General features: G+C 41.1%; 13 protein-coding genes (1 of these 13 only partly in view). 6 read left to right on the forward strand and 7 right to left on the reverse strand.

Annotated features, from left to right (window positions below):
• Positions 1–171: 171 nt before the first annotated feature.
• From mtnA to AC3KVK_RS00525, 3 genes are all read left to right on the forward strand, one after another.
• Positions 172–1,194 carry an S-methyl-5-thioribose-1-phosphate isomerase gene (mtnA, locus tag AC3KVK_RS00515; protein WP_490313326.1) on the forward strand — a complete coding sequence of 341 codons (1,023 nt, stop codon included), beginning with the start codon at positions 172–174 and terminating at the stop codon, positions 1,192–1,194.
• A gap of 141 nt (positions 1,195–1,335) precedes the next feature.
• Positions 1,336–4,167, forward strand: a complete 2,832-nt coding sequence (locus tag AC3KVK_RS00520) for a tetratricopeptide repeat-containing hybrid sensor histidine kinase/response regulator (RefSeq protein WP_490313325.1) — start codon at positions 1,336–1,338, stop codon at positions 4,165–4,167.
• 3 nt (positions 4,168–4,170) lie between these two features.
• Positions 4,171–4,428, forward strand: coding sequence for a Rho-binding antiterminator (locus tag AC3KVK_RS00525; RefSeq protein ID WP_490313324.1), 258 nt, complete (start codon positions 4,171–4,173; stop codon positions 4,426–4,428).
• 6 nt (positions 4,429–4,434) lie between these two features.
• Here AC3KVK_RS00525 and AC3KVK_RS00530 read toward each other — a convergent pair whose 3' ends face one another.
• From AC3KVK_RS00530 to AC3KVK_RS00545, 4 genes are read right to left on the reverse strand one after another with little or no spacing between them, the layout of a single operon-like run.
• Complete coding sequence (locus AC3KVK_RS00530) at positions 4,435–4,791, reverse strand: gamma-glutamylcyclotransferase family protein (RefSeq protein ID WP_490313323.1); 357 nt, start codon at positions 4,789–4,791, stop codon at positions 4,435–4,437.
• Between the two features lie 11 nt (positions 4,792–4,802).
• Entirely contained in the window at positions 4,803–5,345 is a 543-nt protein-coding gene (locus AC3KVK_RS00535; RefSeq protein WP_490313322.1) for a 1,2-dihydroxy-3-keto-5-methylthiopentene dioxygenase, read from the reverse strand.
• The gene (gene mtnC, locus AC3KVK_RS00540; RefSeq protein ID WP_490313321.1) at positions 5,342–6,028 is read right to left on the reverse strand and encodes an acireductone synthase; all 687 of its coding nucleotides are present in this window, start codon (positions 6,026–6,028) and stop codon (positions 5,342–5,344) included. The genes AC3KVK_RS00535 and mtnC overlap by 4 nt, the downstream gene beginning before the upstream one ends.
• Positions 6,025–6,639, reverse strand: coding sequence for a methylthioribulose 1-phosphate dehydratase (locus AC3KVK_RS00545; RefSeq protein ID WP_490313320.1), 615 nt, complete (start codon positions 6,637–6,639; stop codon positions 6,025–6,027). Before AC3KVK_RS00545 ends, mtnC begins: the two co-directional genes overlap by 4 nt.
• A 154-nt stretch (positions 6,640–6,793) precedes the next feature.
• Between AC3KVK_RS00545 and AC3KVK_RS00550 the strand changes: the two genes are divergently transcribed.
• Together AC3KVK_RS00550 and AC3KVK_RS00555 are read left to right on the forward strand one after the other, a co-directional pair.
• Positions 6,794–7,936 carry a methionine aminotransferase gene (locus tag AC3KVK_RS00550; protein WP_490313319.1) on the forward strand — a complete coding sequence of 381 codons (1,143 nt, stop codon included), beginning with the start codon at positions 6,794–6,796 and terminating at the stop codon, positions 7,934–7,936.
• The gene (locus AC3KVK_RS00555) at positions 7,924–8,703 is read left to right on the forward strand and encodes an amidohydrolase (RefSeq protein WP_490313318.1); all 780 of its coding nucleotides are present in this window, start codon (positions 7,924–7,926) and stop codon (positions 8,701–8,703) included. The genes AC3KVK_RS00550 and AC3KVK_RS00555 overlap by 13 nt, the downstream gene beginning before the upstream one ends.
• A 13-nt stretch (positions 8,704–8,716) precedes the next feature.
• Here the strand turns inward: AC3KVK_RS00555 and AC3KVK_RS00560 are convergent, their stop codons facing one another.
• From AC3KVK_RS00560 to trxA, 3 genes are all read right to left on the reverse strand, one after another.
• Positions 8,717–9,973, reverse strand: a complete 1,257-nt coding sequence (locus AC3KVK_RS00560; RefSeq protein WP_490313317.1) for a methyl-accepting chemotaxis protein — start codon at positions 9,971–9,973, stop codon at positions 8,717–8,719.
• Positions 9,974–10,091: 118 nt separating this feature from the next.
• The gene (gene rho, locus AC3KVK_RS00565) at positions 10,092–11,351 is read right to left on the reverse strand and encodes a transcription termination factor Rho (RefSeq protein WP_086746014.1); all 1,260 of its coding nucleotides are present in this window, start codon (positions 11,349–11,351) and stop codon (positions 10,092–10,094) included.
• 166 nt (positions 11,352–11,517) lie between these two features.
• Positions 11,518–11,844: a thioredoxin TrxA gene (gene trxA, locus AC3KVK_RS00570; RefSeq protein WP_490313316.1), complete on the reverse strand. Its 327-nt coding sequence runs from the start codon at positions 11,842–11,844 to the stop codon at positions 11,518–11,520.
• A 91-nt stretch (positions 11,845–11,935) separates the two neighbouring features.
• Here trxA and rhlB point away from each other — a divergent pair, with 91 nt between their 5' ends.
• Positions 11,936–13,186: the 5' portion of an ATP-dependent RNA helicase RhlB gene (rhlB, locus tag AC3KVK_RS00575; protein WP_490313315.1), read on the forward strand. It continues 15 nt past the right edge of the window; the window shows 1,251 of its 1,266 coding nt (coding positions 1–1,251); it begins with the start codon at positions 11,936–11,938; its stop codon lies beyond the right edge, outside the window.

Below are 13,186 nucleotides of genomic sequence, written 5' to 3' on the forward strand. Positions count from 1 at the left end.
TTATCAAAATTTAGACTTTCGGCATTCTATATCTTTAAGTGTTTAGATGTCTATACTTCTGTTGTTGCTGGTGAGTTCTTGCTAGGGTAAAATAGTTCCTTTGCCAGACTCAGTTTTGCGTAATAGATTGAGTTTTATGCTCTTAACTTACGATTTAAATCGGATATCACGATGAAAAATTTACAAGCCGCTAGCCTCAAGTATCAAGACAATCAATTATGGGTGCTCGATCAATATTTATTACCGCATCAAGAAGTATGGCTGCCTTGTGATTCTGTTGCTGATATGGAAGGTTTAATTAAAGCACTTAAAATCCGTGGTGCTCCGTTAATTGGTATTGGTGCGAGTTTATTAGTGGGTCATTTGGCGGCTCTGCAAGTTTCTAAACAAGATTTAATAGCAGCAATTGCCCAGCTGCGCCAAGCGCGACCAACAGCGGTCAATTTAATGCATTGTATGGATAAGATGAGTGCTGCTGTTGCTAAGGATGATTATGTCAGTGCGCTGCAGTCCTGTGCAGAAGCTATTTTTGAACAAGACATTGCGCTTTGTAACTCGATGGCCAATTTTGGCAATGAACTCGTGCAAGATGGCGATCAAATCTTAACACACTGTAACACTGGATCACTTGCAACAGCAGGAGTAGGGACGGCTTTAGGGGTTATTTATAAGGCGCATCAAGCCAACAAAAAAATCCATGTGTGGGTAGATGAAACTCGCCCTTTATTACAAGGGGGGCGACTGACTGCGTATGAACTCGATCGTTGGCAAGTTCCTTACACGCTTATTTGCGATAACATGGCTGCAAGCTTAATGGCAGCTGGCAAAGTCGACAAAATTTTTGTTGGTGCTGATCGCATTGCCGCCAATGGTGACTTTGCGAATAAAGTGGGGACTTATAATTTAGCGGTGCTCGCCAAGCATCATAATATTGATTTTTATGTGGTCGCGCCAAAGACGACTTTAGATATTGAATGTGAAAACGGTGACGCCATCCCAATAGAGCAGCGCGAACCAACCGAAGTGACCGGCGTCAGTGGTAGTTTTGGTCAATGTCAGTGGGCACCAAAGAGTGCTCACGTGTTTAACCCTGCATTTGATGTCACCCCCGCAGAACTCGTGACGGGTTGGGTGCTCGACACCGGAATTTATTCTCCGTTGGATGTCCACAGTGGTGTATTACGCATGCTCTAAATAATCTTTAGTGCATTTAGATTGCCCCTTTGCACCGGGTTAATCTGAATGCAGTTTTTTTAATAAATATAAAATGGTATAAAGAGGTTAAAAGCCAATAATAATTTTTTAGGAACGTCAAATGGCGTCGCAGGCAATTTGATGATTAAAAGCATACGGGATGTGTTGATAGTTGCAGTGATCTGCTGCGGTATAACAAAGATTTATGCGCAAAGTTCGTCGCCATTTGCAGCTAAAATATCAGAAATTAGCGCCCTGCCTGATGATAAAGCCCAAATTAAAGCCCTCGATCTTTTCTTAGCGAGTTCTGAGCTTTCAGCACTTGAAAAAATTACTGTGTATTTTGAAATCAGTAATATTTACTACCAAAACGCTCAATACCAACAAACGATCACCCAATTAGCTAATGCACTTGATGTGGCCAAGGCCCATGATCTTAAGTTAGAGCAAGCAACAGCTTATAACCGCTTAGGTGTCATCCATTATTTAATGGGCAACAACCCAAATGCATTGTTAGCGTATCAGCATGCAGAGCAACTGTTTGACGAGATGGATGAACCCATTATGCGAGCCAAAACCTATAATAACTTGGGTTTGGTAAATGCGGCGATGGGTAGCGTCGAGCAAGCATTAAAATATTACCAATTAGCGCAACCTATTTATAATGAATTGGGTACAGAAAAAGACAAAGTTGATATCTTATTCAATATTGCGGGCTTGCATTTACGTTTAAAGCAAAATGACTATGCGATTAAAATGTTGGAGCAAGTAATAACACGCCGCCAAGCGCTTAATGATTTAGATGGCTTGGCGTTAAGTTATGGTGATCTTGGGGCAGCCTATAAAAATGATGGACAATACCAGTTAAGTGAACAGTACTTACAAAAATCACTACAATATTATCTAGATACAGATAACTATTATAATAGCGCCTCGCAATATCATAATTTGGCTGAGCTCTATAGCTTGACGGGTGAGATTGTAAAAGCCAATGAATATGCAACGTTAGCAGCGCTTGTTGCAGAACAATCGAGTAATAAAGCCGCTTATGCAGGAAGCTTATACACCCAAGCTAAATTAGCATTTATCGCGAAAGACGCTGAGACAGCGCTTGATTATTTACATCAATCGAGTGAGGTGTCACATGACATGATGTATCGCTACCAACTAAAAGAAAACCTCACTTTGCATGCTTTGATATCTGCATCTCAACAGCAACCTGTTAACGCTTTGAAAGCGTTACAAAGTTATAAAGACCAAGTGAAAGATGAGTCAGATAAGCAATTACAGGACAAGTTGACGCAATACCAAGCGTTACTTGATTCTGAGCAGCTCAACCAACAAGTCAAGCAATTGAAACAAACTAATCACATTGACGCCTTGAGCTTAGCGCAAACGCGTACAGAGCGAAATTTTACGATAGTGGTAGCTGTTTTATTATTAGTTTCGACCTTTTTATTATTCCGTCGTGCTATTTCGGAAAATGCTAAGTTGCAACTGAGTGAAAAAGTAAAACAACGGAGCGAAGAGTTAGAAGAATTAAGTAAAAAGCTGCAACGCGCCAGCGAAGTAAAGAGCCAGTTTTTAGCTAATATGAGCCATGAAATTCGTACTCCCTTGACTGCAGTAATGGGGCAAGCAGAGTTAATCATCAATGGTGATGTCTCCGCAGAGAAAGTGCGTCAAGAAGTGCAGGTAATTTATAACAATAGTTTACATTTACTTGAATTAATTAACGATATTCTTGATTTAACCCGTATAGAAGCCAACAAACTGACACTCGAGAAAATGCCCCACGATGTGGTGACTTTAGTCAATGACGTGATGCAAATGTTTGAAGAGCCCGCACGTAGTAAAGGATTAAAGCTCCAACTAAACCATCATTTAGCATCACCTTTTTATATTGAAATGGATAAATTTCGACTCAAACAAATTTTGATCAATTTGTGCTCTAATGCAGTGAAATTTACAGACAAAGGCTCTGTGAATCTTACTATTACAGCCACTAAGTTTGGCTTGAAGTTTTGTATTGTCGATACAGGTATCGGTATGACGCAAGAGCAACTAGGAAACATTTTCAATAGCTTTACCCAAGGAGATAACACAATTAGCCGCCGATTTGGTGGTTCAGGATTAGGCTTGTGCTTATCAGAGCAACTCGCAAATTTAATGAATAGTAGTATCAGTGTCGATAGTGAACTTGGGCGAGGTAGTCAATTTACATTGCATTTAACGTGTGAACAGTTACTGAATTTCCAAGCTACAGAACCGAGTGCAGTGCCTCTCGTAACAGCGCATCAGACATTGTTTGAGGGGGTGGTATTAGTTGCAGAAGATCATGAAGACAATCGTCGTTTAATAAGTTTGATGTTAGAAAAACTTGGTTTTACCGTTATGTGCGCAGAAAATGGTAAAGAAGCGGTAGAAATAGCCCTTAAAACAGATCTTGATATTATTTTGTTGGATATCCAAATGCCTGAAATGGATGGGATTGCGGCGTTTAAATTGCTGAAAGAGTGTGGGTGTAACACGCCAATTATTGCACTGACGGCCAATGCTATGGCTCATGAAGTGAAGCAATATTACGAATTAGGTTTTGATGATCACTTGAAAAAACCGATCGAGCGGGCACAATTTATTGAAACTTTAGCTAAGCACTTGGCACAAAAAGATCTCATTGAGCAGGCTCCTGAATTGCTTGCTCAAATTGATATGTCAGATTTAATCGAGCGTTTCCAAAATAGTTTTGCGCAGGAATACTCAAATTTGCAGCGTGCATTTTCGCAAGATGACTACAGCCAATTAGGACAGCAAGCACACAAATTAGCGGGGGCCGCAGCGATGTTCCAATTTGAACAGTTAGCGAGTGCTGCACGCTACCTCGAGCAAGTAATTAAATACGAAGACTTTGACGAGGTTCCAGAAGCTGTTGAAAGTGTGAAACAGTTTTTAACAAAGACGGTTCAGGGGTAAGTGATGCAGTGTGCCGATCATGACTATATCGAAGTTGCATGTCTGTATGGTTATCATATTAAGTTAGAGCTTAGTGATTGCCAAACTGTGATGGGTCGAGCTCTAACTACAACCTATCAACTTGCAAGTGATGATTCAGCAAGTAAGGTAGAAGTAATAAAAATCCAAACGGAGGAACAGGTTTTAGCTATTGCACTTAGTGAAATTAAAGTTCTTACAGCCATCACAAAAAATCGCTATTTTGCAGTGATCCACTTTTAAATTGGTTTAAGCCAGTGTTGCTTGAGCGTCAATGTAACACCAGGCTTGTTTACCAGAAACAAATGTTAATAACGTCCGCTTATAATCATCGACCTCGTAGTCATCAGCTTGCTTGAGCTCGTCGTGAGTGATTAAAAAAATAGTGCCTGAAACACGATCGTTTAGGTTGCCTGAATAACGTAAGATAGGATGAAAGCGCTTCCCGCTGCTTTTTAACACAGCGGCATGGGTGATTTCAATTTCTCCAATGGTAAAACCAGCAAGCGTATCGGGTTCACCAATCAGCTCTCTACCAAACGTATCTATCTGGACTGTTTTTTGTTGCAAGGTGCCATAAGAAAATAATGCTTCCATCGTCGTCATTGCCAGCTCATTTAATCAAGTTGTGGGAATTGTGAAGCTATCTCGGAATGTGTTGCTTGCGCGACCCAACCGGCTTCATTATTAAATAGGCGAATGGCTGTAAATTCAGGATCAGACCCCATATCAAACCAGTGGGGAGTATTGGCTGGTACTGAAATTAAATCGCCGCGTTGACATAAAACTTGGTACACCTTGTTATTTATGTGTAAGCAAAAAAGTCCTTGGCCAGCGACAAAAAAACGGACTTCATCTTCGTTATGGGTATGCTCGAATAGGAATTTCTCTCTTAATTGTGCAGCATTTGGGTTGCCCTTCGCTAATGAGATGACATCGACTGTGCAATAACCGCCTTCGCTTTTTAATCGGTCAATATCGTGCTGATAGGCACTTAAAATCATGTCGTTTGATGTGTCATTTGAAATGGTGGTGGCTGCATGCCAACGTTCAAAACGGACTGAGACACGTTTTAATAACTCAGCTATCTCTTGGTGATCGTGCGTATGTAATATGGGTGTGTGTGTTTCAGTTTCAGTATAAATGCTTAATTGGCTCATCGGTATTGCTCCAAAGTGAATGCGGTGAAATCGCCAATATAAAAATGCTCAGGCGAAGTTTCTTGCCCATCACGGACTAAATGACAAGTGTGTAAACCCGCGGCTTTTGCGGCGTCGAGTTCGTCGATTACATCAGATAAAAACACAACTTCATGGGCTTCAAATGGGAGCTGTTCGATAATCTTTTCATAAGAGCCTTGTTCTTTTTTGCCCCCGACTAAGGTATCAAAATAGTCATTAAACAAAGAGCGGATATCGCCATAGTCAGAAAATTCAAACAGTAAGTGCTGTGCTTTGACTGAACCCGATGAGTACACATAGAGTGCAATGCCTTGATCATGCTGCTGTTGTAAAAATTGATAAGCGTCAGGATAAATATGACCCGTAAAGTCACGGTTTTGATAACCATGTTGCCAAATCATCCCTTGAAGTTGCTTAAGAGGTGTGATTTTTTGGTCGGTCGAAATCCAATGTTGGAGTGTTGAAATGACATCATTCAAAGTGGCATTAGGTTGGTTAATTTCTAACTTAACCGCGTCTATTTGTGCGCCCACCTCAGTGCGTTGGTGATTGTTTTGCACAAATTGCGCAATATGTTTAGCTGCATAAGGAAACAAGATTTCTTTCACAAACGAAATTCGCGTAATGGTGCCTTCAATGTCCGTTAAAAATGCTTTTATCATGATGATGCCTCTAATTTTATACGCTCTAATTCACATGCAAACAAAAACTCGAGCCCTTCTAAATGGCGGCGAGTCTCGGCGGGAGAACGCCCCCATGCATACAAGCCATGGCCACGGATGAGGATGCCATGATACAGCGGCGAATGTTGATAGCGAGTGGTTACTTTTTCAGCTAGACGTTCAATGTCTTGGTCATTGTCAAAAATCGCAATTTGCAAGGTTTCTTCATGGCTGCCTACACCTGTTAGGGATTTTTGCATTTCGTAACCAGTAATTATGAGTGTGTCTGTTTTGATAAAACGCGAAAGCACTGTTGCGGCAACTGAGTGAGTGTGAAGAACGCACGTTGCTTGGTCGTCTAATTGATAAAGACTCAGGTGGAGATCGGTTTCAGCTGAGGGCTTACCGGCTCCTGATTCGATTTGTCCATGGACATCAAATTGTAAAAAGTGTTCAGCCGTTAATTGGCCTTTATCGTGACCACTGGCCGTGACAATAAATCCACTGTCTGTTTTTGCTGAAAAATTACCACCGGTTGCTGGAACCCAGCCCTTTTGACTGATCCATGCTCCTGCGTCGATGAGTTGTTCAATAGCGTATCGGTTTTGCATTCTGACCCTTAAAAACGTTTAGATGGCTATACATCTATTTTGTGCAATAATACCATCGCTTTAAACTGAAAACTATATACTGTTTTTGTTGTTTTGTTTGTTTTCATGGTAAAACAAACAAGTGGTATTCTGAATTAAATATGAAGGTGTTAGGGTGTTTCAAAGTAAGCTACCAATGCTCGGTACGAGTATTTTCACACAAATGTCAGCCTTGGCAAATCAGCATCAAGCGATTAATTTATCGCAGGGCTTTCCTGAATTTGATACTCCAGAGTTTTTAAAGAATCAAGTGGCAGACTCTATTGGGCGTGGTTTAAATCAATATTCACCCTCTGCAGGAATTGCTCCCTTGCAGCAACAAATTGCGTCGCTCATTGCTCGTAAATACCAGATACAACTCAATGCAGAACAAACGATTACGGTTACTTCTGGTGCCACGGAGGCCTTATTTGTCGCCATTCAAACACTGGTTAGAGCGGGTGATGAAGTAATTATTTTTGATCCTGCCTATGATTCGTACCAACCAGCGATAGAGCTCGCAGGAGGGGTATGTAAGCACCTCCATTTAACCGCTCCTGATTATACAATTGATTGGCAGATCGTTGAGGCCGCTGTCAGTGATAAAACTCGGGCGATTATCGTTAACACCCCACATAACCCAACAGGCAAGGTCTTAAAAAGCCATGATATTACAGCATTAACTGCTTTACTTGAAAAACATGATTTATATCTGATTAGCGATGAAGTATACGAACATATTACTTTTGATGGGTTTGAGCATTTAAGTGCGCTTGCAACCCCGGCGTTATTCGAGCGTGCATTTGTAGTTTCAAGTTTTGGGAAAACATTTCATTGTACTGGCTGGAAAATGGGGTATTGCGTAGCCCCTGCACAGCTCTCTGCAGAGTTTAGAAAAATTCATCAGTATGTGACATTTTCAAGTTTTACGCCTGCGCAATATGGCTTAGCGGCGATGTTGGCACAGCAGCCGGAACATGTTGAACAATTGTCGAGCTTCTATCAGCATAAACGGGATTTACTGGTCGCCGCTTTAGCGAGTAGTCGATTTAAATTACTTCCGAGTGAAGGGACTTATTTTTTATTGCTCGATTATAGTGAAATATCAGAGCTGGATGATGTCGCGTTTTGTCATTGGTTAGTAACAGACATTGGTGTTGCTGCGATTCCGTTGAGTGTCTTTTATAAAAAGACATCGACAGATAAAGTGATCCGATTATGCTTTGCAAAAAATGATGACACATTAATCGCAGCCGCGGAGAAATTATGTCAACTTTAAATGTTGCTCTGGTACAAACGGATATTCAATGGGCTGATCGTAGTGCTAACCTGAAGCAATTGTCTATGCAATTGGCTGAATGTACAGGGGTTGACCTGGTTGTGTTGCCCGAGACGTTTTCAACCGGGTTTGCTATTTCAGATCGAAGCATTCGGGTGAATGAATGTGGTGAGGACGTGCTTGCTTGGATGAAAAAGACCGCGACAACGCTGAATGCGGTGATTGCTGGCTCAGTACTTGTTCATCAAGGCAATAAAGCGGCGAATCGCTTTTTTTGGGTTTGGCCCAATGGTGAAGTGAAGTTTTATGACAAGCGCCATTTGTTTCGTCTCGGTAATGAAGGTGACTTTGTTGTTGCAGGCTCGAATCGCACTCTCTTGACAGTCAAAGGTGTGCGTATTTTGCCGCTTGTTTGTTATGACTTACGTTTTCCAGTGTGGTCGCGCAATTGTAATGATTATGATGTGATCGTTAATGTGGCGAATTGGCCGGCAGCCCGGCGCCATATTTGGGATACATTACTCAAAGCGCGTGCGATGGAAAATCAAGCTTTTGTACTGGGGGTAAACCGTATCGGCGAAGATGGTAATGGTGTCGCACATAATGGTGGTACGGCCGGATATGACTTTATTGGTGAGCCTTTGGTCGTTGCTCCAGATAACCAAAATGCGATTTGTAACGTTACCCTTGATTTGCAGGCACTCGCACAATTCAAAGCTTCATTTCCTGCTTTTCTTGATGCTGATGCCTTTACAATAGAGTTATAACGCGATGATCGCGCTAGAATAGTTCGACTTCTCCGAGTTTTAAATTAGATTCCTTATCGGTACGCAACTCTATTTTTTGTTGTTTTGCTGGGCGCTGTTTTGTGTCCCAGTTCATATCGGAGAAATCGAACATTTCGAGTTTTTCTTTCAGGCTTTGTGCGAGTTTTTGTAAGTCATCACTGGAAATGACCTGAATCTTCGTACTCGATAAAGCATCACTATTGAGTTCCATCATGGCGTCTACGGACATTTGGGCTTCGTCAGACACTGCTTTTTGCTGTTTTACTTGCTGGTGGATTTGCTCTGATAACGAATGAATGTCGAGCATGGATGCTTCGATATGATCAACCTCGTTTGTTGCCTCTTTTGATAAAGCCACCGTTTGCTCTGTTTCTTCTTGCCCCTTGAGCATCAATTGATGCACGGTATCGGTCCCTTTTTGGATTTTAGCAATCATTGTGCTGACTTCTTGAGTTGATTTACTAGTACGCGCCGCCAAGTTTCGAACCTCATCAGCGACAACTGCAAACCCTCGCCCTTGCTCGCCCGCACGTGCCGCTTCAATTGCAGCATTGAGCGCTAAGAGGTTTGTTTGCTCTGCAATTGCGTTAATTACCTCAATAATTGAGCTAATTTGGTCACTGTCGTGTTTTAGTTCATCAATTTGTTTGCTTGTTTGTTCAATCTGTTCAGCTAAATTAAGGAGGCTCGTTTGGCTTTTATTGGCATCTTGTCGTGTTTGTTTCACTGATTTAGTCGCAGATCCGACTGCTTGATAAATTCTTTCAAGGTTTTCATCGAGACTGCGAGATACTTCGAGCATGGCATTCATTGATTCTCCGAGCACTTCGCCATGGTTATGCTGCATGGTGGCTTTTTGACTCATAGAGGTGTAAGTATCACGTAGCTCGTTGGCCATGGGAGAAAGCCTTGCAGATGAGGAGTAAATTTCGTTCAGTAAATGATCCATTAATTCGAGCCAGTTATTGATATCGATGCACTCTTTGGGAGGCAATTGGCCGTGATCATGGTAACGAAACTTAAGATTAATTTTTTCAGGGTTTTTGACCGCATTGGCAAAGTTAAATAAATACTGTTCTTTAAAAGAAGGGTGTGTTTTGAGGTAAAAATACAAGATGCCAGCAATGAGAATATCTGAGCTTAAAATTAATGCGATTTCTAAAGGGCCTGCATCTAAAAGGTATAAGCAAATAAAGTGGATGATGGTTAGTATCGACAGAGGAATTAAGGTGATTTTAGATGCCTGCATAGTGCTATTATTGATTGATTTAACAGTACACTAGGTATAGCTCAGAATTTATAAAATCACGAATCAAAAAAAACGCCTGACAAGGTCAGACGTTTTAAACATCAATGAATCAATGTAATTATTTACGTTTCATTGAATCAAAAAATTCGTCGTTGGTTTTACTCATCGATAATTTATCGATTAAGAATTCCATTGCATCAATTTCTGTCATTTCGTGAACAATTTTACGCAGAATCCACATTTTTTGTAATTCATCTGCTTTAGTCAGTAACTCTTCACGACGTGTACCTGAACGATTAAAATCAATCGCAGGGAAAACGCGTTTTTCAGCAATTTTGCGATTTAAGTGTAGCTCCATGTTACCGGTACCTTTGAACTCTTCATAGATAACTTCATCCATTTTAGAGCCGGTATCGATTAGGGCGGTGGCGATAATTGTTAAGCTACCACCTTCTTCTACGTTACGTGCAGCACCAAAGAAACGCTTTGGCTTGTGCAGTGCATTGGCATCAACACCACCAGTCAGAACTTTGCCTGACGAAGGAATGACAGTGTTGTAGGCACGTGCTAAACGAGTGATCGAATCTAAAAGAATGATGACGTCTTTTTTATGCTCGACTAAACGCTTTGCTTTTTCAATGACCATTTCAGCAACCTGAACATGACGACTTGCAGGCTCATCAAACGTTGAAGCAACAACTTCACCTTTGACAAGACGTTGCATTTCGGTTACTTCTTCAGGGCGTTCATCAATTAGAAGTACCATGAGTTCACACTCAGGGTAGTTATGAGTAATTGATTGTGCGATGTTTTGTAATAACATCGTTTTACCGGCTTTTGGCGGTGCAACTAATAAGCCACGTTGTCCGCGTCCGATTGGGGAAGCTAAGTCTAATACCCGTGCCGTGATGTCTTCAGTACTGCCATTACCACGCTCCATGCGTAAACGTTCATTGGCATGAAGAGGGGTTAAGTTTTCGAAAAGGATTTTAGTTCGAGAGCTTTCAGGGCGGTCAAAGTTGACTTCATTAACTTTTAATAGAGCAAAATAACGCTCACCTTCTTTCGGTGGGCGAATCAAACCAGAAATCGAGTCACCGGTGCGTAAACTAAAGCGTCGAATTTGGCTTGGTGAGACATAAATGTCATCAGGACCAGCTAGGTAAGAGGCTTCAGATGATCTTAAAAAGCCAAAACCATCTTGAAGGATTTCAAGTACGCCGCCGCCAAAAATGTTCTCACCGCTTTTTGCGTGAGATTTTAAAATGGCAAAAATAATATCTTGTTTTCTTAAGCGGGCTACGTTTTCAAGTCCCATGGACTCGGCTAGCTTTACAAGCTCATTAATAGGCTTGTCTTTTAATTCGCGTAAATGCATATTGGTGGGTTCTTTACTGTTTAAAATGCTCAAACTAAATTTGAGTTGCGGTGTTTTGAAATTAACTAAGGAATATATCTTTGGCTTTATAAGCTAGCAGCTATTTTTTTGTGCGTCCAGCTCTTATAAAAATAAAATAAAAAAAAGGGCTGAGCCCTTTTCTTATTTAGATGTTATTTTCTAAAAATTCAACAAGTTGAGTTTTAGATAGCGCACCTACTTTTGTCGCAGCTACTTGACCATCTTTGAAAAGTAACAAAGTTGGAATACCGCGAATACCAAATTTAGGCGGAGTGCCTGCATTTTGGTCGATGTTTAATTTGCCAATAACTACACGATCAGCAAATTCACCTGCTACATCATCTAAGATAGGGGCGATCATTTTACAAGGACCACACCACTCAGCCCAGAAATCAACAAGAACTGGCTTTTCAGCTTTTAGTACGTCAGCTTCGAAACTATCATCAGTTAATTGGATTATTTTGTCGCTCATTGAGCTCTCCATCATATATTAGCAATTTATTTAATGTGTATTTAAACACTCTTGTTTCTTATTGCAAGCTTAAGCGTTATGCTTTATCGCTATGAATAATACACATCTATCAGAAAAAAAGTTTGCGGACTTTGATCTTGCACCAGAAGTTGTTTCTGGTCTGACTAAAAATGGCTTTGAATTTTGTACGCCAATTCAAGCCCAGTGCTTGCCTTTTGCTATCGAAAAACGCGATATCGCAGGTCAAGCTCAGACTGGAACAGGTAAAACACTCGCGTTTTTAACCGCGACATGTCATCACCTTTTGCAAAACAAAAAAGCCCAAAGCAAACACCCAAGAGCCCTGATCATGGCTCCCACAAGGGAGTTAGCTGTTCAGATCCACAAAGATGCTAAAATTTTAGCGCCGCACTGTAATCTTAACTTAGGTTTAGTATATGGTGGCGAGGAATATGAAAAACAACTAGCACAGCTCGAAAAAGGTGTAGATATTTTAATTGGCACCACGGGTCGTCTGATCGATTTATACAAACAGGGCGCTTATAGCCTGAATGAAATCGAAGTTGTGGTCTTAGATGAAGCCGATCGAATGTTTGATTTGGGTTTTATTAAAGATATTCGTTATTTATTTAGACGTATGCCCGATGCATCACAAAGGTTAAATTTACTATTTTCGGCAACGTTATCTTATCGCGTTCAAGAATTGGCATTCGAGCACATGACAAACCCTATTCATGTGCAAGTAGAGCCGAGCCAAAAAACCGGTAAACGTATTGTGGAAGAGTTATTCCACACAGCTCAAACGGATAAAATTCCGTTGTTGCTTACGTTAATAGAAGAAGAGTGGCCAGATAAAGCGATTGTTTTTTCTAATACAAAGCATATGTGTGAAACTGTGTATGCGTGGTTAAAGGCGGCTGATCACCGTGTTGGTTTACTGACAGGTGATGTTAATCAGAAAAAACGTATTTCAATTTTAGAGCAATTTACGGCAGGTCATTTGGACTTTTTGGTGGCCACAGATGTCGCTGCGCGAGGTCTTCATATTCCAGCTGTGAGCCATGTTTTTAACTTTGACTTACCTGATGACTGCGAAGATTACGTTCATCGAATTGGCCGTACAGGGCGTGCAGGCGCATCAGGCAAAGCAATTAGCTTTGCGTGTGAGCAGTATGCATATAATCTTGACCCTATTGAGGAATATGTGGAGCATGCAATTCCATTGTCACATTATGACAAAACAGCCTTAATAGATGATATACCAGCACCAAGGATCCAGCGAAAGCGAGCACCCCAATCGCAAAACTCTCGCTCAGGTGCAAATAGACCCCATAACGCTCGA

Source organism: Pseudoalteromonas sp. J2K-J979, assembly GCF_058169715.2.

Coding starts and splice junctions, on each gene's coding strand:
- AC3KVK_RS00545 (WP_490313320.1), bottom strand. CDS start 6,639: ATGCAAAACCGATACGCTATTGAACAACTCATCGACGCAGGAGCATGG.
- rho (WP_086746014.1), bottom strand. CDS start 11,351: ATGCATTTACGCGAATTAAAAGACAAGCCTATTAATGAGCTTGTAAAG.
- mtnC (WP_490313321.1), bottom strand. CDS start 6,028: ATGATAAAAGCATTTTTAACGGACATTGAAGGCACCATTACGCGAATT.
- trxA (WP_490313316.1), bottom strand. CDS start 11,844: ATGAGCGACAAAATAATCCAATTAACTGATGATAGTTTCGAAGCTGAC.
- mtnA (WP_490313326.1), top strand. CDS start 172: ATGAAAAATTTACAAGCCGCTAGCCTCAAGTATCAAGACAATCAATTA.
- AC3KVK_RS00555 (WP_490313318.1), top strand. CDS start 7,924: ATGTCAACTTTAAATGTTGCTCTGGTACAAACGGATATTCAATGGGCT.
- AC3KVK_RS00520 (WP_490313325.1), top strand. CDS start 1,336: ATGATTAAAAGCATACGGGATGTGTTGATAGTTGCAGTGATCTGCTGC.
- AC3KVK_RS00525 (WP_490313324.1), top strand. CDS start 4,171: ATGCAGTGTGCCGATCATGACTATATCGAAGTTGCATGTCTGTATGGT.
- AC3KVK_RS00535 (WP_490313322.1), bottom strand. CDS start 5,345: ATGAGCCAATTAAGCATTTATACTGAAACTGAAACACACACACCCATA.
- AC3KVK_RS00530 (WP_490313323.1), bottom strand. CDS start 4,791: ATGACGACGATGGAAGCATTATTTTCTTATGGCACCTTGCAACAAAAA.
- AC3KVK_RS00560 (WP_490313317.1), bottom strand. CDS start 9,973: ATGCAGGCATCTAAAATCACCTTAATTCCTCTGTCGATACTAACCATC.